This window comes from Enterobacter sp. PL_is514 (assembly GCF_055816715.1).
On the sequence record NZ_JBVPGN010000027.1, the window covers coordinates 54,449 to 73,043 of the forward strand.

General features: G+C 57.8%; 11 protein-coding genes. 4 read left to right on the top strand and 7 right to left on the bottom strand.

The genetic code is table 11. From position 1 onward, the window contains the following. Complete coding sequence (gltB, locus tag AC0TNG_RS04330; RefSeq protein ID WP_032650412.1) at window positions 1-4,461, bottom strand: glutamate synthase large subunit; 4,461 nt, start codon at window positions 4,459-4,461, stop codon at window positions 1-3. A 687-nt stretch (window positions 4,462-5,148) separates the two neighbouring features. Between gltB and mnmL the strand changes: the two genes are divergently transcribed. Then, window positions 5,149-6,090, top strand: coding sequence for a tRNA modification radical SAM protein MnmL/YtqA (gene mnmL, locus AC0TNG_RS04335; protein ID WP_473712482.1), 942 nt, complete (start codon window positions 5,149-5,151; stop codon window positions 6,088-6,090). Here the strand turns inward: mnmL and AC0TNG_RS04340 are convergent. Then, the gene (locus AC0TNG_RS04340) at window positions 6,070-7,572 is read right to left on the bottom strand and encodes a helicase HerA-like C-terminal domain-containing protein (RefSeq protein WP_023309371.1); all 1,503 of its coding nucleotides are present in this window, start codon (window positions 7,570-7,572) and stop codon (window positions 6,070-6,072) included. The genes mnmL and AC0TNG_RS04340 overlap by 21 nt on opposite strands. Window positions 7,573-7,709: 137 nt before the next feature. On the opposite strand from AC0TNG_RS04340, the gene AC0TNG_RS04345 reads away from it, so the two are divergent. Then, entirely contained in the window at window positions 7,710-9,344 is a 1,635-nt protein-coding gene (locus AC0TNG_RS04345) for a dihydroxyacetone kinase subunit DhaK (protein ID WP_473712478.1), read from the top strand. A gap of 49 nt (window positions 9,345-9,393) precedes the next feature. Here the strand turns inward: AC0TNG_RS04345 and ahr are convergent, their stop codons facing one another. The 5 genes from ahr to pepA form a co-directional block, all read right to left on the bottom strand. After that, window positions 9,394-10,413, bottom strand: a complete 1,020-nt coding sequence (gene ahr / locus AC0TNG_RS04350) for an NADPH-dependent aldehyde reductase Ahr (protein ID WP_032650403.1) — start codon at window positions 10,411-10,413, stop codon at window positions 9,394-9,396. Between the two features lie 83 nt (window positions 10,414-10,496). Further along, window positions 10,497-11,000, bottom strand: a complete 504-nt coding sequence (locus AC0TNG_RS04355; protein ID WP_024906342.1) for a GNAT family N-acetyltransferase — start codon at window positions 10,998-11,000, stop codon at window positions 10,497-10,499. A 123-nt stretch (window positions 11,001-11,123) separates the two neighbouring features. Next, window positions 11,124-13,979 carry a valine--tRNA ligase gene (locus tag AC0TNG_RS04360; RefSeq protein WP_032650401.1) on the bottom strand — a complete coding sequence of 952 codons (2,856 nt, stop codon included), beginning with the start codon at window positions 13,977-13,979 and terminating at the stop codon, window positions 11,124-11,126. Beyond that, entirely contained in the window at window positions 13,979-14,422 is a 444-nt protein-coding gene (holC, locus tag AC0TNG_RS04365) for a DNA polymerase III subunit chi (RefSeq protein ID WP_008502815.1), read from the bottom strand. Before holC ends, AC0TNG_RS04360 begins: the two co-directional genes overlap by 1 nt. A 118-nt stretch (window positions 14,423-14,540) precedes the next feature. After that, window positions 14,541-16,052 carry a leucyl aminopeptidase gene (gene pepA / locus AC0TNG_RS04370; RefSeq protein ID WP_024906344.1) on the bottom strand — a complete coding sequence of 504 codons (1,512 nt, stop codon included), beginning with the start codon at window positions 16,050-16,052 and terminating at the stop codon, window positions 14,541-14,543. Between the two features lie 266 nt (window positions 16,053-16,318). Between pepA and lptF the strand changes: the two genes are divergently transcribed. Beyond that, window positions 16,319-17,419: an LPS export ABC transporter permease LptF gene (gene lptF / locus AC0TNG_RS04375; RefSeq protein ID WP_024906345.1), complete on the top strand. Its 1,101-nt coding sequence runs from the start codon at window positions 16,319-16,321 to the stop codon at window positions 17,417-17,419. Beyond that, window positions 17,419-18,501: an LPS export ABC transporter permease LptG gene (lptG, locus tag AC0TNG_RS04380; protein ID WP_024906346.1), complete on the top strand. Its 1,083-nt coding sequence runs from the start codon at window positions 17,419-17,421 to the stop codon at window positions 18,499-18,501. The genes lptF and lptG overlap by 1 nt, the downstream gene beginning before the upstream one ends. Window positions 18,502-18,595 lie beyond the last annotated feature (94 nt).

Sequence of the window (18,595 nt, forward strand, 5' to 3'; positions counted from 1 at the left end):
TTACTGCGCCTGCACGCGCAGCTCTGCTGCGCTACGACTACGGTGACCCAACAGGGCTTTAACATCGCTGGACTTCGGCTTAACCAGCGCGAATTTCGCAGAGAACGCTGGCCAGTTCGCCAGGATCTCTTCGCCGCGCGAAGAACCGGTATGCTGCACGTGTTCGGTGATCAAACCGCGCAGATGTTCTTCGTGGATAGCCAGCGTATCAACGTCCAGCACTTCCACCAGCTCCGGGTTCACGCGTTTGCGGAACTCACCGTCTTCATCCAGGACGTAGGCAAAACCACCCGTCATGCCCGCGCCAAAGTTCACGCCGGTTTTACCCAGAACGCAAACAATCCCGCCCGTCATGTATTCACAACCGTTATCGCCAATGCCTTCCACCACGGTGATGGCACCGGAGTTACGCACCGCAAAACGCTCGCCCGCACGGCCTGCTGCGAACAGACGACCGCCGGTCGCGCCGTACAGGCAGGTGTTACCGATGATGCTGGCTTCATGGCTGCGGAAAGCTGAGCCGACCGGAGGACGCACCGCCAGCAGACCGCCCGCCATGCCTTTGCCGACGTAGTCGTTGGCATCGCCGGTCAGGTAAAGCTCAACGCCGCCTGCGTTCCACACGCCGAAGCTCTGACCCGCAGTACCGCTGAAGTGCGCGGTAATCGGATCCGCCGCCAGCCCCTGGTCACCGTGCGTTTGCGCGATATAACCGGAAAGGGAGGCGCCCACGGAGCGGTCGGTGTTGCGGATATCAAACCAGAACGTTTTGCTCTGCTTGTCGTCCACGTACGGCTTCGCCTGCTGCAGCAGCTGTGCGTTCAGCACGCCGTTATCGAACGGCGGGTTGTTCTCGGTGCAGTAGACCGCTTTGCCAGGGTGCGGCTGCGCGGTTTCCAGCAGCTTAGACAGCTCCAGCTTCTGCTGCTTCGCCGTGAAGCCTTCCAGCTCTTTCAGCAGGTCGGTACGACCAATCAGATCCACCAGACGTTTAACGCCCAGCTGCGCCATCAGCTCGCGGGTTTCGCGGGCGATGAAGTCAAAGTAGTTGGTTACTTTGAACGGCAGACCGTGATAGTGATTCTTACGCAGCTTCTCGTCCTGGGTTGCCACGCCGGTTGCGCAGTTGTTCAGGTGGCAAATACGCAGGTATTTACAGCCAAGCGCAACCATTGGGCCGGTACCGAAGCCGAAGCTTTCCGCGCCGAGGATCGCCGCCTTGATGATGTCGAGGCCGGTTTTCAGACCACCGTCCACCTGCAGGCGGATCTTATGACGCAGACCGTTAGCCACCAGCGCCTGCTGGGTTTCCACCAGGCCAAGCTCCCACGGACAGCCCGCATATTTCACGGAGGAGAGCGGGCTTGCACCGGTACCGCCGTCGTAGCCGGCGATGGTGATGAGGTCCGCATAGGCTTTCGCCACGCCGGTGGCGATGGTGCCGACCCCCGGTTCGGAAACCAGCTTCACGGAGATCATCGCCTTCGGGTTGACCTGCTTCAGGTCGAAAATCAGCTGCGCTAAGTCCTCGATAGAGTAGATATCGTGGTGCGGCGGCGGGGAGATCAGCGTCACGCCCGGTACCGAGTAGCGCAGTTTGGCGATGTACGGGGTAACTTTATCACCCGGCAGCTGGCCGCCTTCGCCCGGTTTCGCACCCTGAGCGACTTTAATCTGAATCACGTCGGCGTTGACCAGGTACGCTGGCGTTACGCCAAAGCGACCGGATGCCACCTGCTTGATACGGGACACCTTGTTGGTGCCGTAACGGGCCGGATCTTCACCGCCTTCGCCGGAGTTAGAGTTGCCGCCGATACTGTTCATGGCTTCCGCCAGCGCTTCGTGGGCTTCCGGGCTCAGCGCGCCGATGGACATCGCCGCGGTGTCGAAGCGTTTGAACAGTTCGGATGCCGGTTCAACGTCGTCAATGCTGACCGCTTCATCACCCGGATTCAGGGCAATGAGGTCGCGCAGCGTTGCCGCCGGACGGTTGTTCACCAGCTCAGCGTACTGCTGATAATCACGGTATTCGCCGCTCTGAACCGCCTGCTGCAGCGTGCGCACCACGTCCGGGTTGTAGGCGTGGTATTCGCCGCCGTGAACGTATTTCAGCAGACCGCCCTGATCCAGCGGCTTACGTGCCAGCCAGGCGCGTTTGGACAGGTTCACCAGATCCTGCTGGAAGTCAGCAAAACCGGCGCCGCCGATGCGGCTGACCACGCCCTGGAAGCAGAGGTTGGCGACCTCGTCATGCAGGCCGACCGCTTCAAACAGCTTCGAGCAGCGGTAGGAGGCAATGGTCGAGATGCCCATTTTGGACATGATCTTGTACAGACCTTTGTTGATGCCGTTACGGTAGTTCAGCATCACCGCGCGGTAATCTTTGTCGATCGCGCGGGTATCCACCAGACGGGCCAGCGTTTCGTAGGCCAGGTACGGGTAGATCGCCGTCGCACCGAAGCCTAACAGCACGGCAAAGTGGTGCGGATCGCGCGCGCTTGCGGTTTCCACAATGATGTTGGCGTCGCATCGCAGGCTCTTATCGACCAGACGCGTCTGGATAGCGCCCACCGCCATCGGGGCCGGTACCGGCAGACGGTTTTTCGCGATGTTGCGGTCGGACAGCACCAGCAGCACGGTACCGTTACGCACCATCTGTTCGGCTTTGTCACACAGCGCATTCACCGTCTCTTCGAGGCTCGCTTCGTTCACGTCGAAGGTAATGTCGAGCGTGTCGGCGCGGTAGTGCTCCTCTTTCATGGTGGTGAGCTGTTTGAAATCGGAGTACAGCAGGATCGGCGATTTAAAGGTCAGACGGTGTGCCTGGCCTTCGGCCTCGCAGAAGACGTTCATCTCGCGACCGATGCTGGTGGCCAGCGACATCACGTGCGCTTCACGCAGCGGGTCGATCGGCGGGTTGGTGACCTGCGCGAACTGCTGACGGAAGTAATCGTAAATGATGCGCGGCTGGCTGGAGAGCACGGCAAACGGGGTATCGTCACCCATCGAGCCGACCGCTTCCTGGCCGTTCTCACCGAGCACGCGGATGACGGAGTCCAGCTCTTCTGCGCTGTAGTTAAACTGCTTCTGGTAGCTTGCGAGGGTATCGTCGTCCAGCTCGCGGCTGCCCACTTCTTCGTCCGACAGATCTTCGAACGGCACCAGACGACGCACGTTCTTCTCCATCCACTCTTTGTACGGATGGCGGCTTTTCAGATCGTTGTCGGTTTCGGCGGAGTGCAGGATGCGCCCACCGCGGGTGTCGATTACCATCAGCTCGCCCGGACCGACGCGGCCTTTCTCGACCACTTCGTCAGGCTGGTAATCCCAGATACCGACTTCAGAGGCGCAGGTGATGAGCTTGTCTTTGGTGATGACGTAGCGCGCCGGACGCAGACCGTTACGGTCCAGGTTACAGGCGGCAAAACGGCCGTCGGACATGACGATGCCCGCCGGGCCGTCCCACGGCTCCATGTGCATGGAGTTGAAGTCGAAGAACGCGCGCAGCTCAGGATCCATATCCGGGTTGTTCTGCCAGGCCGGTGGCACGAGCAGACGCATGGCGCGCACGATATCCATCCCGCCCGCCAGCAGCAGTTCCAGCATGTTATCCATCGAGCTGGAGTCAGAGCCGGTTTCGTTCACGAACGGTGCGGCATCGTGCAGATCGGGGATCAGTGGCGTCTGGAACTTATAGGTACGGGCGCGGGCCCACTGGCGGTTACCGGTGATGGTGTTGATCTCGCCGTTGTGCGCCAGGTAGCGGAACGGCTGAGCCAGCGGCCAGCGTGGAACGGTGTTGGTGGAGAAGCGCTGGTGGAACAGGCAAATGGCCGATTCCAGACGCAGGTCCGCCAGGTCCAGGTAGAAGCGCGGCAGGTCAGCCGGCATACACAGACCTTTATAGATGTTCACCAGGTTAGAGAGGCTACAGACGTAGAACTCTTTATCGTCCTGGAGACGTTTTTCAATACGGCGGCGGGCAATAAACAGACGGCGTTCCATATCACGCGGACGCCAGCCCGCAGGCGCGTTGACGAAAATCTGTTCAATACGAGGCAGCGAGGAGAGGGCGATTTCACCGAGTACCCCTTCGTTGGTTGGCACATTGCGCCAGCCGACAATCGACAGGGTTTCACGCTGAAGTTCTTCTTCGACGATGCGGCGTGAGGCGGCAGCCTTTTCAGGATCCTGATTCAGGAACAGCATGCCGACAGCGTAGTTTTTGGCTAAACGCCAGCCGCGCTCTTCCGCCACGATGCGGAAGAAACGATCCGGTTTTTGCAGCAGCAGGCCGCAACCGTCGCCGGTTTTACCATCGGCAAGGATGGCGCCACGGTGCTGCATACGGGCCAGTGCGTGAATAGCGGTACGCACTACCTTGTGGCTAGGTTCGCCTTCTATGTGGGCGATCAGGCCGAAACCACAGTTATCCTTCTCAAGGGATTTATCGTACAACATATCAGTGAACCTCCCCAGGCTCGTCGGGCTTCCCACTGAACTTTACCGTGGCGCACAGGCACAGAAAGAGCATGGCGACGGGGTTTGCGTTTCATACGCGGACCTCGCATTCGCCCTCTTTTTCATCCTTTCGCGCAGGTAAACAAGTTTGAGGACTTGCTTCAGAGGGAATCTCAATTACTGCATAAATATGATGAGCAGGCCGCTCATCCAGAAAGCTTCCAGCGGATTTCCAACTTATCGGGAATTGGTACACAGGTCAAATGGCAATCTTATTTATACAAAAATGTGCTAAAGAGAGTTTATCCGATTGTAATTAAAGGCTATTTAACTATTTTTACATTGATTGTATGCCCTGGCAGGACGCAGCGGAGTGTGATCTGACTCACTATATGTAAGCGGTATTATCAATGTAGCGTGCTGAATAGCAGTTTTATAGCAGAATAATAATCTGGCATTGTCTTCAAACCCGCATAAAGTCACTGTTTTTCAGTGGCGGCGCTATAAATGAAAAAAACAATCAGAACATAAGGAAAAGTAATCACGAATGGCGTGAATGAAATTGCAGTAATCCTGAGTATTTATTCATATAGATAAAGGCCGTCCAGGGCGATTGATCCAGGTCATCGCCGACAGAGGCTAAAAGTGGCAGGCTTGTCCCCTTTCTCCGGGACGGTCTATCAGATTATGCAGTTACAGAAATTAGTCAATATGTTTGGTGGGGATCTTTTGCAGCGGTACGGGCAAAAGGTTCACAAGCTGACGCTGCACGGCGGGTTTAGCTGCCCGAATCGTGATGGCACCATCGGGCGCGGCGGCTGCACCTTCTGTAACGTTGCGTCCTTTGCTGACGAAGCCCAGCAGCATAAATCTATCGCGGAACAGCTTGCCCATCAGGCCAGCCTGGTGAATCGCGCGAAGCAGTATCTGGCCTATTTCCAGGCCTACACCAGCACGTGGGCGGAGGTGCAGGTGCTGCGCTCTATGTATCAGCAGGCCGTCAGCCAGGCTAACATCGTTGGGCTGTGCGTGGGCACGCGCCCGGACTGCGTGCCGGACGCGGTGCTGGACCTGCTCAGCGAGTATAAAGAACAAGGCTACGAGATCTGGCTGGAGCTGGGCCTGCAAACCGCGCACGACAAAACCCTGCACCGTATTAACCGTGGCCATGATTTCGCCTGCTACCAGCGCACCACGCGCCTGGCCCGTGAGCGCGGGCTGAAGGTCTGTTCGCATCTGATTGTCGGTCTGCCCGGCGAAGGTCAACAGCATGGCCTTGAAACGCTGGAGAGGGTAGTTGAGACCGGCGTGGACGGCATTAAGCTGCACCCGCTGCATATCGTGAAGGGAAGCATTATGGCGAAAGCCTGGGAAGCGGGGCGGTTAAGCGGTATTGCGCTTGAGGACTATTCAGTGACGGCGGGGGAGATGATTCGCCACACGCCGCCGGAAATTGTCTACCACCGTATTTCGGCCAGCGCCCGCCGTCCAACGCTTCTGGCACCGCTATGGTGTGAGAACCGCTGGACGGGGATGGTGGAAATCGACCGCTATCTGCAGGAGAACGGTGTACAGGGTTCGGCGCTGGGCCGCCCGTGGATTCCCCGTCTACCGGCGACGGCCGCCTAACAGACTCCCCAGCATGCCGCGCACGATCTGATTGGTGACCTGTCGCGCCGCGCTTTTCGCCATGGTCTGTACCACGCCGTCGCGCTTGCCGCCACGCGGCCCGGTGCTGCCGAACAGGATGTCTTTGAGCCCCCCGAGAATACCGTCATCCACGGCGACAGACTGTCCTTTAGCGGCGGGCGCATCCTGCGATTCGGTGGTCGCCTGTACCCCTTTTTGCAGCATCTCAAAAGCGGACTCGCGATCCACCTCGTCTTCGTACTTCCCGTAAACCGGAGAGTGGTTAATCAGGCCGTTACGTTCATCGTCGGTAACCGGCCCCATGCGCGAGCAGGGGGCAATCACCATGGCGCGTTCCACCACGGACGGGCTGCCCTTCGCATCCAGGAAAGAGATCAGCGCTTCACCAGTGCCTAACGCCTGAATCGCCGCTTCAGTATCAAAGGCAGGATTGGCGCGCATGGTTTGCGCGGCGGCTTTCACCGCTTTCTGATCTTTCGGCGTAAAGGCGCGCAGGGCGTGCTGCACGCGGTTACCGAGCTGACCGAGCACGTTATCCGGGATATCCGACGGGTTTTGCGAGACAAACCAGACGCCGACGCCTTTGGAGCGGATCAGGCGAATGACCTGTTCAATTTTATCCAGCAATACCTGCGGCGCGTCGTTAAACAGCAGATGCGCCTCGTCAAAGAAGAACACCAGCTTCGGTTTTTCCAGATCGCCCGCTTCCGGTAGCTGTTCATACAGTTCGGAGAGCATCCACAGTAGGCTGGCGGCGTAGAGCTTTGGCATCTGGTAGAGTTTTTCCGAACTCAGAATGTTGATGATGCCTTTGCCGCTGCTGTCGGTGCGCATCCAGTCTTTGATATCCAGCATTGGCTCGCCAAAGAAGTGTTCGGCACCCTGTTGCTCCAGGGTCAGTAGCCCACGCTGAATGGCGCCCACCGAGGCGCTGCTGATGTTGCCGTACTGGTTCTGGAAGGATTTAGCGTTATCGCCGATGTATTGGGTAATGGCGCGCAGATCTTTAAAATCAAGCAGCAACAGCCCCTGATCGTCGGCAATGCGGAAGATAATATTCAGCACGCCGGACTGCACGTCATTGAGGTTAAGCAGACGGGCCAGCAGCAGCGGGCCGAGATCGGAGACGGTGGCGCGCACCGGATGGCCTTTCTCACCAAAGATATCCCACACCACTACCGGATTGTTATGCGGCGTCCAGTCCGTGATGCCTATATTCTTCAGCCGTTCGAGCAGTTTTTCAGAGGCCGTCCCTTCCTGAGCGACACCGGTTAAATCGCCTTTCACGTCAGCCATAAAGACCGGCACGCCAATCTCCGAAAGCGACTCCGCCAGCTTTTGCAGGGTGACGGTTTTCCCCGTCCCGGTCGCGCCGGTGATCAAACCGTGGCGGTTCGCCATCGCGGGCAGTAAATACAGCTCTTTTTCCAGCGTCCGGGCAATTAACAATGGTGTACTCATGATGCGCTTCCTCTCTTAGTCCTGGGTGGAGTATAGGCAACCTGATAGCAATTTGGTTGAGTAAATTCCTGACTTTGCGGCGCATTATCCAGCGCGGACTATGCTTTTGCATACGGTTCACAAAATAGTGGGAAACTATGTCCAGATTCTTCTTTAACGATCGCAAACAGCTGGTCAACGATGCCATTGAAGGCATACTGCTTTCTGCGCCACATGCCAATCTCGTCAAGCTTGATATCGATCCGGCCATCAGGATCGTCGCACGCGGCGACTGGGACAAAAGCCGCGTGGCGGTGATCTCCGGCGGCGGCTCAGGCCACGAACCCGCACACGCCGGGTTTGTCGGCAAAGGGATGCTGACGGCGGCAGTGTGCGGCGATCTGTTTGCCTCGCCGAGCGTGGATGCGGTGCTGAATGCCATTGTGGCGGTCACGGGCGATCGCGGCTGTCTGCTGATCGTCAAAAACTACACCGGCGACCGCCTGAACTTTGGTCTGGCGGCCGAAAAGGCCAAGCGCTATGGCCTGAAGGTGGAGATGGTGATTGTGGCAGACGATATCGCGCTGCCGGACAACAAGCAGCCGCGCGGTATTGCCGGTACGGCACTGGTGCACAAGATTGCGGGCTATGCGGCGGAGCAGGGGAAATCGCTGAGCGAGGTGCGGGATATTGCGCAACAGGCCTGCGATAACCTCTGGAGCCTGGGCGTGGCGATGCAAACCTGCAACCTGCCGGGCAGTGACGATGAAGAGGGGCGCATTAAGCAAGGCCACGTCGAGCTGGGTCTGGGCATTCACGGCGAGCCCGGCGCTTCCGTCGTAGATACGCAGAACAGCAAAGCGATTATCGACACGCTGGTGACGCCGCTACGCGCGCAGGCGGGAGAGGGGCGCTTTGCGGTATTGATTAACAATCTTGGCGGCGTATCGGCGCTGGAGATGGCGCTGCTGACCAAAGAGCTGGCGCATTCGGCGCTGAAAGAGGAGATCGCGTATCTGATAGGCCCCGCGCCGCTGGTGAGCGCGCTGGACATGAAGGGCTTTTCGCTTACGCTGCTGAAGCTTAACGATTTCTTCGAAAAGGCGATTCACGCCGAGGTTGAAACGCTGGGCTGGCAGAAGCCCGTGGCGTTTGCGCCGCTGCGCACCGTGGCGCATAGCGCCATTCATGACCGTGTGGAGTATACCCCCTCTGACAATCCGCAGGTGCGTGCGTTTGTCTCCTCCGTGTCGACAACGCTGATCCAGCTGGAAAACCGCCTGAACGCGCTGGATGCCAAAGTGGGCGACGGTGATACCGGCTCTACCTTTGCGCAAGGCGCGCGGGATATTGCGCAGCGCCTGGAGCAGAACACGCTCCCGCTTAATGACGTGCCTAAGCTGCTGCTGCTGGTTGGCGAGCGGCTGGCAACGGTGATGGGCGGATCAAGCGGCGTATTGATGTCGATCTTCTTTACGGCGGCCGGGCAAAAGCTGCATGACGGACACGCCCTGCCGGATGCGCTGTTGAGCGGACTGGCGCAGATGAAGCAGTACGGCGGGGCAGATCTCGGCGATCGCACGCTGATCGATGCGCTGCAACCGGCGCTGGAGGCGTTACAGAAAGGCAATATTCAGGCGGCAGCGCAGGCCGCGCAGCAGGGCGCAGAAGCAACGTCGAAAATGGCAAAAGCCGGCGCGGGACGCTCGTCGTATGTCAATAAAGAGAACCTGGATGGGGTGATGGATCCGGGAGCGGTCGCGGTAGCGGAAGTATTTAACGTATTGGCGTAGCAGTGAAAGTAGGCCGGGTAAGGCGAAGCCGCCACCCGGCAAACTCACATCAGAAATCCGCTTTCAACACCACGCGGTAGCGGGCTTTGCCGTCGCGCACGTGCTGGATGGCTTCGTTGATTTTCGACATCGGGTACAGTTCCGTAGTCGGCGCCACTTTGGTGCGTCCGGCAAACTTCATCAGTTTGCGCAACTCGAACGGCGTGCCGGTCGCAGAGCCTGACACGCTGCGATCGCCGCCGATCAGGGTAAACGCCGGAACCGGCAGCGGCTTCATCACGGCACCTACGGTATGGAAGTTACCGCCATAGGCCAGCGCTTCAAAGTACGGCTGCCAGTTGAGATCGACGTTAACGGTGTTGATGATCAGGTCAAACTGGCCCGCCAGCGCGTTCAGTGCTTCAGGATCGCGGCTGTTCACGACTTTATCCGCACCCATCGCCAGCACTTCTTTCTCTTTCGCCGGGTTCGAGCTGAACGCCGTGACTTCGCAGCCCATCGCGTGCAGCAGTTTGATGGCAATATGCCCAAGGCCACCAATACCGATGACGCCCACGCGGCTGGTGGCGGTGATATGGTGCATCAGCAGGGGTTTGAAGACGGTGATACCGCCGCACAGCAGCGGACCAGCGGATTCGATATCAATGCTGTCCGGCAGCGGGATGACCCATTGCCAGTCGGCGCGCAGCTTGTCGGCGAAACCGCCTTTGTTCAGAATGGTGGGAACGGCGCCTTCGAGGCAGTTGATCTGATTACCGCTGATACAGGCATCGCAGTGACCACAGCTGCGTGCCGTCCAGCCAATGCCCACGCGCTGGCCCACTTTCAGCCCTTTGTCCTGCGCGGCGCTACCGAGCGCGACAACGCGGCCAATGACCTCGTGCCCGGCAATCAGTGGATAGCTTGAAAAGCCCCATTCGTTGTCGATCATCGAGAGATCCGAGTGGCAGATCCCGCAGTAATCAACCTGTACTTCGACGTCTTCTGCTTTTAGTTCGCCCGCGTCGTACTCGTACAGCTCAAGTTCTGCACCCGCCTGCGGTGCGGCGTAGCTTTTTATCTTCGACATCGTGTTTCCCCCGTTGTGGTGTGAACTGAGAGTGTAGAGTATTCAGTTCAGCGCCGCTTAACAGAAGGGGGCAGCAAAGATATTTACAGACTTTTCAGCATCCTGACTTCGCAATCAACATGGCCGGTACAGCCCAGCGGCGCATCGATATGCTCAAAGCCCAGATGTTCATACAGGCCGATGGCCTCTTTGAGGAAGGCGGTCGTTTCCAGGTAGCAGCGGGTAAAGCCCTGCTTGCGCGCGTGGTCCAGCGCCATCAGCGCCAGCTTTTTTGCCAGTCCTTGTCCGCGCGCCGCTGGCAGGAAATACATTTTCTGCAGTTCGCAGATGTCCGGCTCGCTGCAACTGAGGGGCGCCACGCCGCCACCGCCCACCACCTGGCCATTCTGCTCGATTACCCAGTAGGCATGCCCTGGCTGGCTGTAGAGCTGGAAAAGCGCGTCCAGGTTCGGGTCCGCAACCGTGTAGCCTTTGTCAGCCGTCAGGCCATATTCGGCAGAAACGGTGCGGATAACGGCGGCGATAGCCGGATTATCCTGCTCAGTGATCCGACGCATCGTCGTCGCGACGGGGGTAATCACGCTCATAGCATTACTCATTACAAAAATTGACACATAACTGCTGTTAATAGCACCGCAGAAGGGGGAGTGCAAGCGAGGAGTTTTCAGGAAGGTTACCCCTTACGCCCTGAAGCGTAAGGGGTAAAAGCATTACAGCGCGGCGATAACCGCCTGCTGCTCAATCAGCTTGGTCTTCGCATCGGCGAAGGCAACCAGACGCTCACGCTCTTTCGCGATGACCGCTTCCGGCGCGCGGGCGACAAAGCCTTCGTTCGCCAGCTTGCCTTCGATTTTGCCAATTTCCACGTCGACTTTCGCCACTTCTTTCGCCAGACGAGCCAGCTCAGCGTCTTTGTCGATCAGACCTGCCATTGGGATCAGCAGCTCGGCGCCGTCGATGATTTTGGTCACGGAAACCGGACCTTTGTCATCCGCAGGCAGCACGGTGATGCTTTCCAGACGCGCCATGGTCTTGAGGAAGGTGTTGTTCTCGGTGACACGGCGAACAGCCGCTTCGCTGCAGCCGCGCAGCAGCAGTTCCAGCGGTTTGCCAGGGGCGATGTTCATTTCAGCACGAATGTTACGCACCGCCACGATCGCCTGTTTCAGCCACTCGGTATCCGCCGACGCCGCTTCATCAACCTTAGCCGCATCGAATTCCGGGAACGGCTGCAGCATGATGGTGTCAGCGTTGATGCCTGCAATCACCTTCACGCGCTGCCAGATGGTTTCGGTGATAAATGGAATGACCGGATGCGCCAGGCGCAGCAGACCTTCCAGAACGGTAATCAGCGTGTTGCGCGTGCCGCGCAGCTCCGCCTCAGTACCGCCGTTCATCACCGGCTTCGCCAGCTCCAGATACCAGTCGCAGAACTGGTTCCAGGTGAATTCATACAGGATGCCCGCCGCGATATCGAAGCGGTAGCTGTCCAGCGCCTCGCGGAACGCTTTCACCGTCTGGTTGAATTCCGCCAGGATCCAGCGGTCCGCCAGAGACAGGGTCATTTCGCCGCCGTTGAAGCCGCAATCCTGATCTTCGGTGTTCATCAGCACGAAGCGGCTGGCGTTCCACAACTTGTTACAGAAGTTACGGTAACCTTCCAGACGCTTCATGTCCCAGTTGATGTCACGACCGGTCGAGGCCAGTGCCGCCAGGGTGAAGCGCAGGGCGTCGGTACCGTGAGACTCGATGCCGTTCGGGAACTGTTTCTCGGTGCGCTTGCGGATTTTCTCCGCCAGCTGCGGCTGCATCATGTTGCCGGTACGTTTTTCCAGCAGCTCTTCCAGAGAGATACCGTCAACCATGTCCAGCGGGTCGATAACGTTACCCTTGGACTTGGACATCTTCTGGCCTTCGTCGTCGCGGATCAGACCGGTCATGTAGACGGTATGGAACGGAACCTGCGGCTTGCCGTCTTCGTCTTTGATGAAGTGCATGGTCATCATGATCATGCGGGCAATCCAGAAGAAGATAATGTCGAAGCCGGACACCATCACGCTGGTCGGGTGGAACTGACGCAGCGCGTCGGTGTTTTCTGGCCAGCCGAGGGTGGAGAAGGTCCACAGTGCGGAGGAGAACCAGGTATCCAGCACGTCTTCGTCCTGACGCAGCGCAACGTCCGCGCTCAGGTTGTTTTCCTGACGCACTTCGTCTTCGGTGCGGCCAACGTAGACGTTGCCGTCGTTGTCGTACCACGCCGGAATACGGTGACCCCACCACAGCTGACGGGAGATACACCAGTCCTGAATGTCACGCATCCAGGAGAAGTACATGTTTTCGTACTGCTTCGGCACGAACTGAATGCTGCCGTTTTCAACCGCTTCAACAGCCGGTTTCGCCAGCACGTCGGCACGCACATACCACTGGTCGGTCAGCATTGGCTCGATAACCACGCCGCCACGGTCGCCGTACGGCACGGTCAGATCGTGAGGTTTAATTTCTTCCAGCAGGCCGAGAGCGTCGACGGCAGCCACGATGGCTTTACGCGCGGCAAAGCGTTCCAGCTTCTGGAACTCCGCCGGGATGTCGCTGGAGTAAACGTCAGACTCTTCGCCTTTGGTGTCATACACTTCTGCGCTTTCGCGGATATCGCCGTCGAAGGTCAGGATGTTGATCATTGGCAGGGCGTGACGACGACCGACTTCATAGTCGTTGAAGTCGTGCGCAGGGGTGATTTTTACGCAGCCGGTGCCTTTTTCCATGTCGGCGTGTTCGTCGCCCACAATCGGAATACGGCGGTTTACCAGCGGCAGCACCACGAATTTGCCGATCAGATCTTTATAACGTGGATCTTCCGGGTTAACGGCCACGCCGGTATCGCCCAGCAGGGTTTCCGGACGGGTGGTTGCGACCACCAGGTAATCTTTACCGTCGGCGGTTTTTGCGCCATCGGCCAGCGGATAGCGAATGTGCCACATGGAGCCTTTAGACTCGCGGTTTTCCACTTCCAGGTCAGAGATGGCGGTGCGCAGTTTTGGATCCCAGTTTACCAGGCGCTTGCCGCGGTAAATCAGGTCTTCTTTATACAGGCGCACGAAGACTTCTTTCACGGCGTTGGACAGGCCCTCATCCATGGTGAAGCGCTCGCGCTCCCAGTCCACGGAGTTGCCAAGGCGGCGCATCTGACGGGTAATGGTGCCGCCGGATTCCGCTTTCCACTGCCAGATTTTGTCGATGAACGCGTCGCGACCGTAGTCGTGGCGGGTTTTTCCTTCTTCAGCGGCAATTTTACGCTCAACCACCATCTGGGTCGCGATACCCGCGTGGTCAGTCCCCGCCTGCCACAAGGTGTTTTTACCCTGCATGCGCTGGTAGCGGATCATGGTGTCCATGATGGTCTGCTGGAAAGCATGACCCATATGCAAACTGCCGGTGACGTTCGGCGGCGGGATCATGATGCAGAAGGACTCTTTGCTTTCGTCGCCGTTAGGCTTGAAATAGCCCTGCTGTTCCCAGTGCTCGTAAAGCGGCTGTTCGATATCGCGTGGGTTATATGTCTTTTCCATTATTTCCAGGTTGCCGTATTCAGGTTAAAACCAGCCAGGCGGTACGCTTTATAGCGTTCGCGCGCCAGTTGTTTCAAAGATTCTTCGTAAGGGACAAAGTCTACCACTTCTGTGAAAGCGGTGGCAAAATCTGCAAAATCTATCCGCAGGCTAATCAGAATATCGCGCGCGCTGCTGTTGCGCTTTTGCGGCCAGGCAATTTCAACGGGTGCTCCACCGCGCGGGCCTTCGCCCGACAGGTTATGCGGGACAAAACTCTCCGGCGGACGCGCCCACAGCGCCTCATCAAGGCGAATAGCCTGCTGTTCATCTTCACAGGCAATCAGAACGCGTTTACCTGCGCGCCAACGTTCTGCGGCAATTTCACACACCAGCTGTTCGACGGCGCTGAGGCCATCCTGATGGGTGTCGTTGTCCAGAAGGTAGAACGTTGCATTCTTCATATATGGGGCTTCTTGTCGTGGATTTAAAGGCAAAGCCGGGTGGCGCTACGCTTACCCGGCCTACGGTTGAGTGACGCTGTAGGCCGGGTAAGGCGAAGCCGCCACCCGGCGTTTTACATCATTCGTCGCCGTTAAAACCCGCGCGATTGAGCAGGAACTGCGACAGCAGCGCCACTGGACGACCGGTTGCGCCTTTGGCTTTGCCGGAGCGCCATGCGGTGCCCGCGATATCCAGGTGCGCCCAGTTGTACTTGCGGGTGAAGCGTGCCAGGAAGCAGCCCGCGGTGATCGCCCCGCCAGGACGTCCACCGATGTTTGCCATATCCGCGAAGTTAGACTCCAGCTGCTCCTGATATTCGTCACCCAACGGCAGACGCCATGCGCGGTCACCGGCCTGTTCCGAGGCGCCGATAAGCTCGTGCGCCAGCGGATTGTGGTTCGACATCAGGCCGGTGATGTGGTGACCCAGCGCAATCACGCAGGCACCGGTGAGGGTGGCGACGTCAATCACCGCTTCAGGCTCGAAGCGTTCCACATAGGTCAGCACGTCACACAGCACCAGACGGCCTTCGGCATCCGTATTCAGCACTTCAACGGTCTGGCCGGACATGGTGGTCAGCACGTCACCCGGACGATAAGCACGCCCGCCAGGCATGTTTTCGCAGCCCGCCAGTACGCCGATAACGTTAATCGGCAACTGAAGTTCAGCGACCATGCGCATCACGCCGTAAACCGCCGCCGCGCCGCACATATCGTATTTCATCTCGTCCATGCCTTCGGCAGGCTTGATGGAGATACCGCCGGAATCGAAGGTCAGGCCTTTACCGACCAGCACGACAGGGCGCGCGTCTTCGGCCGGGTTGCCCTTGTACTCGATGACGGACATCAGGGATTCATTCTGCGAGCCGTTACCGACCGCCAGGTAAGAGTGCATCCCGAGCTCTTTCATCTGCTGTTCGCCGATGACGCGGGTAATGACGTTTTTGCTGTAGGCGTCGGCCAGCTGACGCGCCTGAGAGGCCAGGTACGCCGCGTTACAGATGTTAGGCGGCATGTTGCCGAGATCTTTGGCCGCTTTAATGCCGGCTGCGATCGCCAGACCGTGCTGGATCGCGCGTTCGCCGCTGGTCAGTTCGCGACGGGTTGGCACGTTAAAGACCATTTTACGCAGCGGACGACGCGGCTCGCTTTTATTGGTCTTCAACTGATCGAAGCTGTAGAGGCTCTCTTTTGCCGTTTCGACCGCCTGACGCACTTTCCAGTAGGTGTTACGCCCTTTGACGTGCAATTCAGTCAGGAAGCAGACGGCTTCCATTGAGCCGGTATCATTCAGCGTATTGATTGTTTTCTGAATCACCTGCTTATACTGACGTTCATCCAGCTCGCGTTCTTTGCCGCAGCCAATCAGCAGAATACGCTCTGACAGTACGTTCGGAACATGGTGCAGTAACAGCGTCTGCCCAGGTTTGCCTTCCAGTTCGCCACGGCGCAGCAGGGCGCTAATATAGCCGTCACTGATTTTATCGAGTTGCTCGGCGATCGGGGAGAGTCGGCGTGGTTCAAAGACGCCCACAACGATGCAGGCACTCCGCTGTTTCTCCGGGCTACCGCTTTTTACACTGAACTCCATGCACTACGCTCCTGAATCTTAAAGACAACGGCGGCTGCTACGGATAGAATTGAAACCTTTCGTAACTCATGTCCGCTGTTGTGGTGACTTCGTGTTAATCTTACGTTACTACGGTTTCGACACGTCAGAAAAAGTCCTGAAGCGTGAATCCGCTGGATGTTTTAATCTTAGCGATGATTTCGACGACTCAAGAGAATAAATGACGTTTAAGCCATGAAACAAGCGAAATTCCTGCAAAGAGACGGGTTTTTACGGGCGTATTTAAAGTGATAATCATAAGATATCTGGTGCGGGAGACGCTCAAAAGCCAACTGGCGATCCTCTTCATCCTGCTGCTGATTTTTTTCTGTCAGAAGCTGGTTAAGATCCTCGGTGCGGCCGTTGACGGCGAAATTCCAACAAATCTGGTGCTTTCCCTGCTTGGTTTAGGGATCCCGGAAATGGCGCAGCTCATCCTGCCGCTAAGTCTTTTCCTTGGCCTGCTCATGACGCTTGGGAAACTCTACACCGAGAGTGAAATCACGGTGATGCATGCCTGTGGCCTGAGCAAAGCGGTACTGGTGAAAGCGGCCATGATACTGGCGCTGTTCACGGGTATTGTTGCCGCGGTGAATGTGATGTGGGCGGGCCCCATGTCTTCCCGTCATCAGGACGAAGTGCTGGCCGAAGCGAAAGCCAACCCCGGCATGGCGGCGTTAGCCCAGGGGCAGTTCCAGCAGGCGACCGACGGCAACTCCGTGCTGTTTATTGAGAGCGTTGACGGCAGTAAATTCAACGACGTCTTCTTGGCGCAGTTACGTCCCAAAGGTAACGCGCGTCCTTCCGTGGTGGTTGCAGATTCCGGTCAGCTTGCTCAGCGCAAAGATGGTTCTCAGATCGTGACGCTGAATAAAGGCACCCGTTTCGAAGGCACCGCGATGCTGCGCGACTTCCGTATCACGGATTTCCAGAACTATCAGGCCATTATCGGCCATCAGGCGGTGGCGCTCGATCCAACGGATACCGAGCAAATGGACATGCGGACCCTCTGGAATACCGATACCGACAGAGCGCGCGCTGAGTTCCACTGGCGTATTACGCTCGTCTTCACCGTGTTTATGATGGCGCTGATTGTCGTTCCGCTGAGCGTGGTGAACCCTCGCCAGGGACGCGTGCTCTCTATGCTGCCGGCGATGCTGCTTTACCTGATCTATTTCCTGCTGCAAACCTCGATTCGTTCTAACGGCGCGAAGGGTAAGCTGGACCCTATGGTCTGGACATGGTTCGTCAACAGCCTGTACATCTTACTGGCGCTAGGGTTAAACCTGTGGGATACGGTGCCTGTGCGCCGCATACGTGCCCGATTCTCGCGTAAAGGAGCCATCTAATGCAGGCGTTTGGCGTTCTTGATCGCTATATCGGTAAAACCATTTTTACCACCATCATGATGACCTTGTTCATGCTGGTGTCGCTCTCCGGCATTATCAAATTTGTCGATCAGCTGAAAAAAGCCGGGCAGGGGAGCTATGACGCGATGGGCGCGGGGATGTATACCCTGCTCAGCGTGCCGAAAGATGTGCAGATCTTCTTCCCGATGGCGGCCCTGCTGGGCGCGCTGCTGGGGCTGGGAATGCTGGCGCAGCGTAGTGAGCTGGTCGTTATGCAGGCCTCAGGCTTTACCCGCATGCAGGTCGCGCTGTCGGTAATGAAAACCGCGATCCCACTGGTGCTGTTGACCATGGCGATCGGCGAGTGGGTCGCGCCGCAGGGCGAACAGATGGCGCGTAACTACCGTGCGCAGGCAATGTACGGTGGCTCACTGCTCTCGACTCAACAAGGTTTATGGGCGAAAGACGGTAAAAACTTCGTCTACATCGAGCGGGTAAAGGGGAATGACGAACTGGGTGGGGTGAGCATCTACGCTTTCGATGACCAGCGCCGTCTGGAGTCCGTTCGCCACGCCTCTTCGGCGAAATTTGACGCCGAACATAAGCAGTGGCGGTTGTCCCAGGTTGATGAATCTAACCTGACCGATCCGAAACAGATTACGGGTTCTCAGACGGTAACCGGGACGTGGAAGACCAACCTGACGCCCGATAAGCTCGGGGTCGTGGCGCTGGATCCAGACGCGCTCTCCATCAGCGGTTTACACAACTATGTGAAATACCTGAAGTCGAGCGGGCAGGATGCGGGACGTTATCAGCTCAACATGTGGAGCAAAATCTTCCAGCCGATGTCCGTGGCGGTGATGATGCTGATGGCGCTGTCGTTTATCTTCGGCCCGTTACGCAGCGTGCCGATGGGCGTGCGCGTCGTGACCGGTATCAGTTTCGGCTTTGTGTTCTACGTGCTCGACCAGATCTTCGGTCCGCTGACGCTGGTTTATGGCATTCCGCCGATAATTGGTGCGCTGCTGCCAAGCGCCAGTTTCCTCCTGATCAGCCTCTGGCTGTTGTTGAAACGCTCCTGATTGACCTCTCCTCGCTTCCGGTTCACCGGGAGCGAGGCTAATCTCCTGTTTCACCCCGCACTTTTTCTCACAACCTTCAACGCCTCGCCCTGAA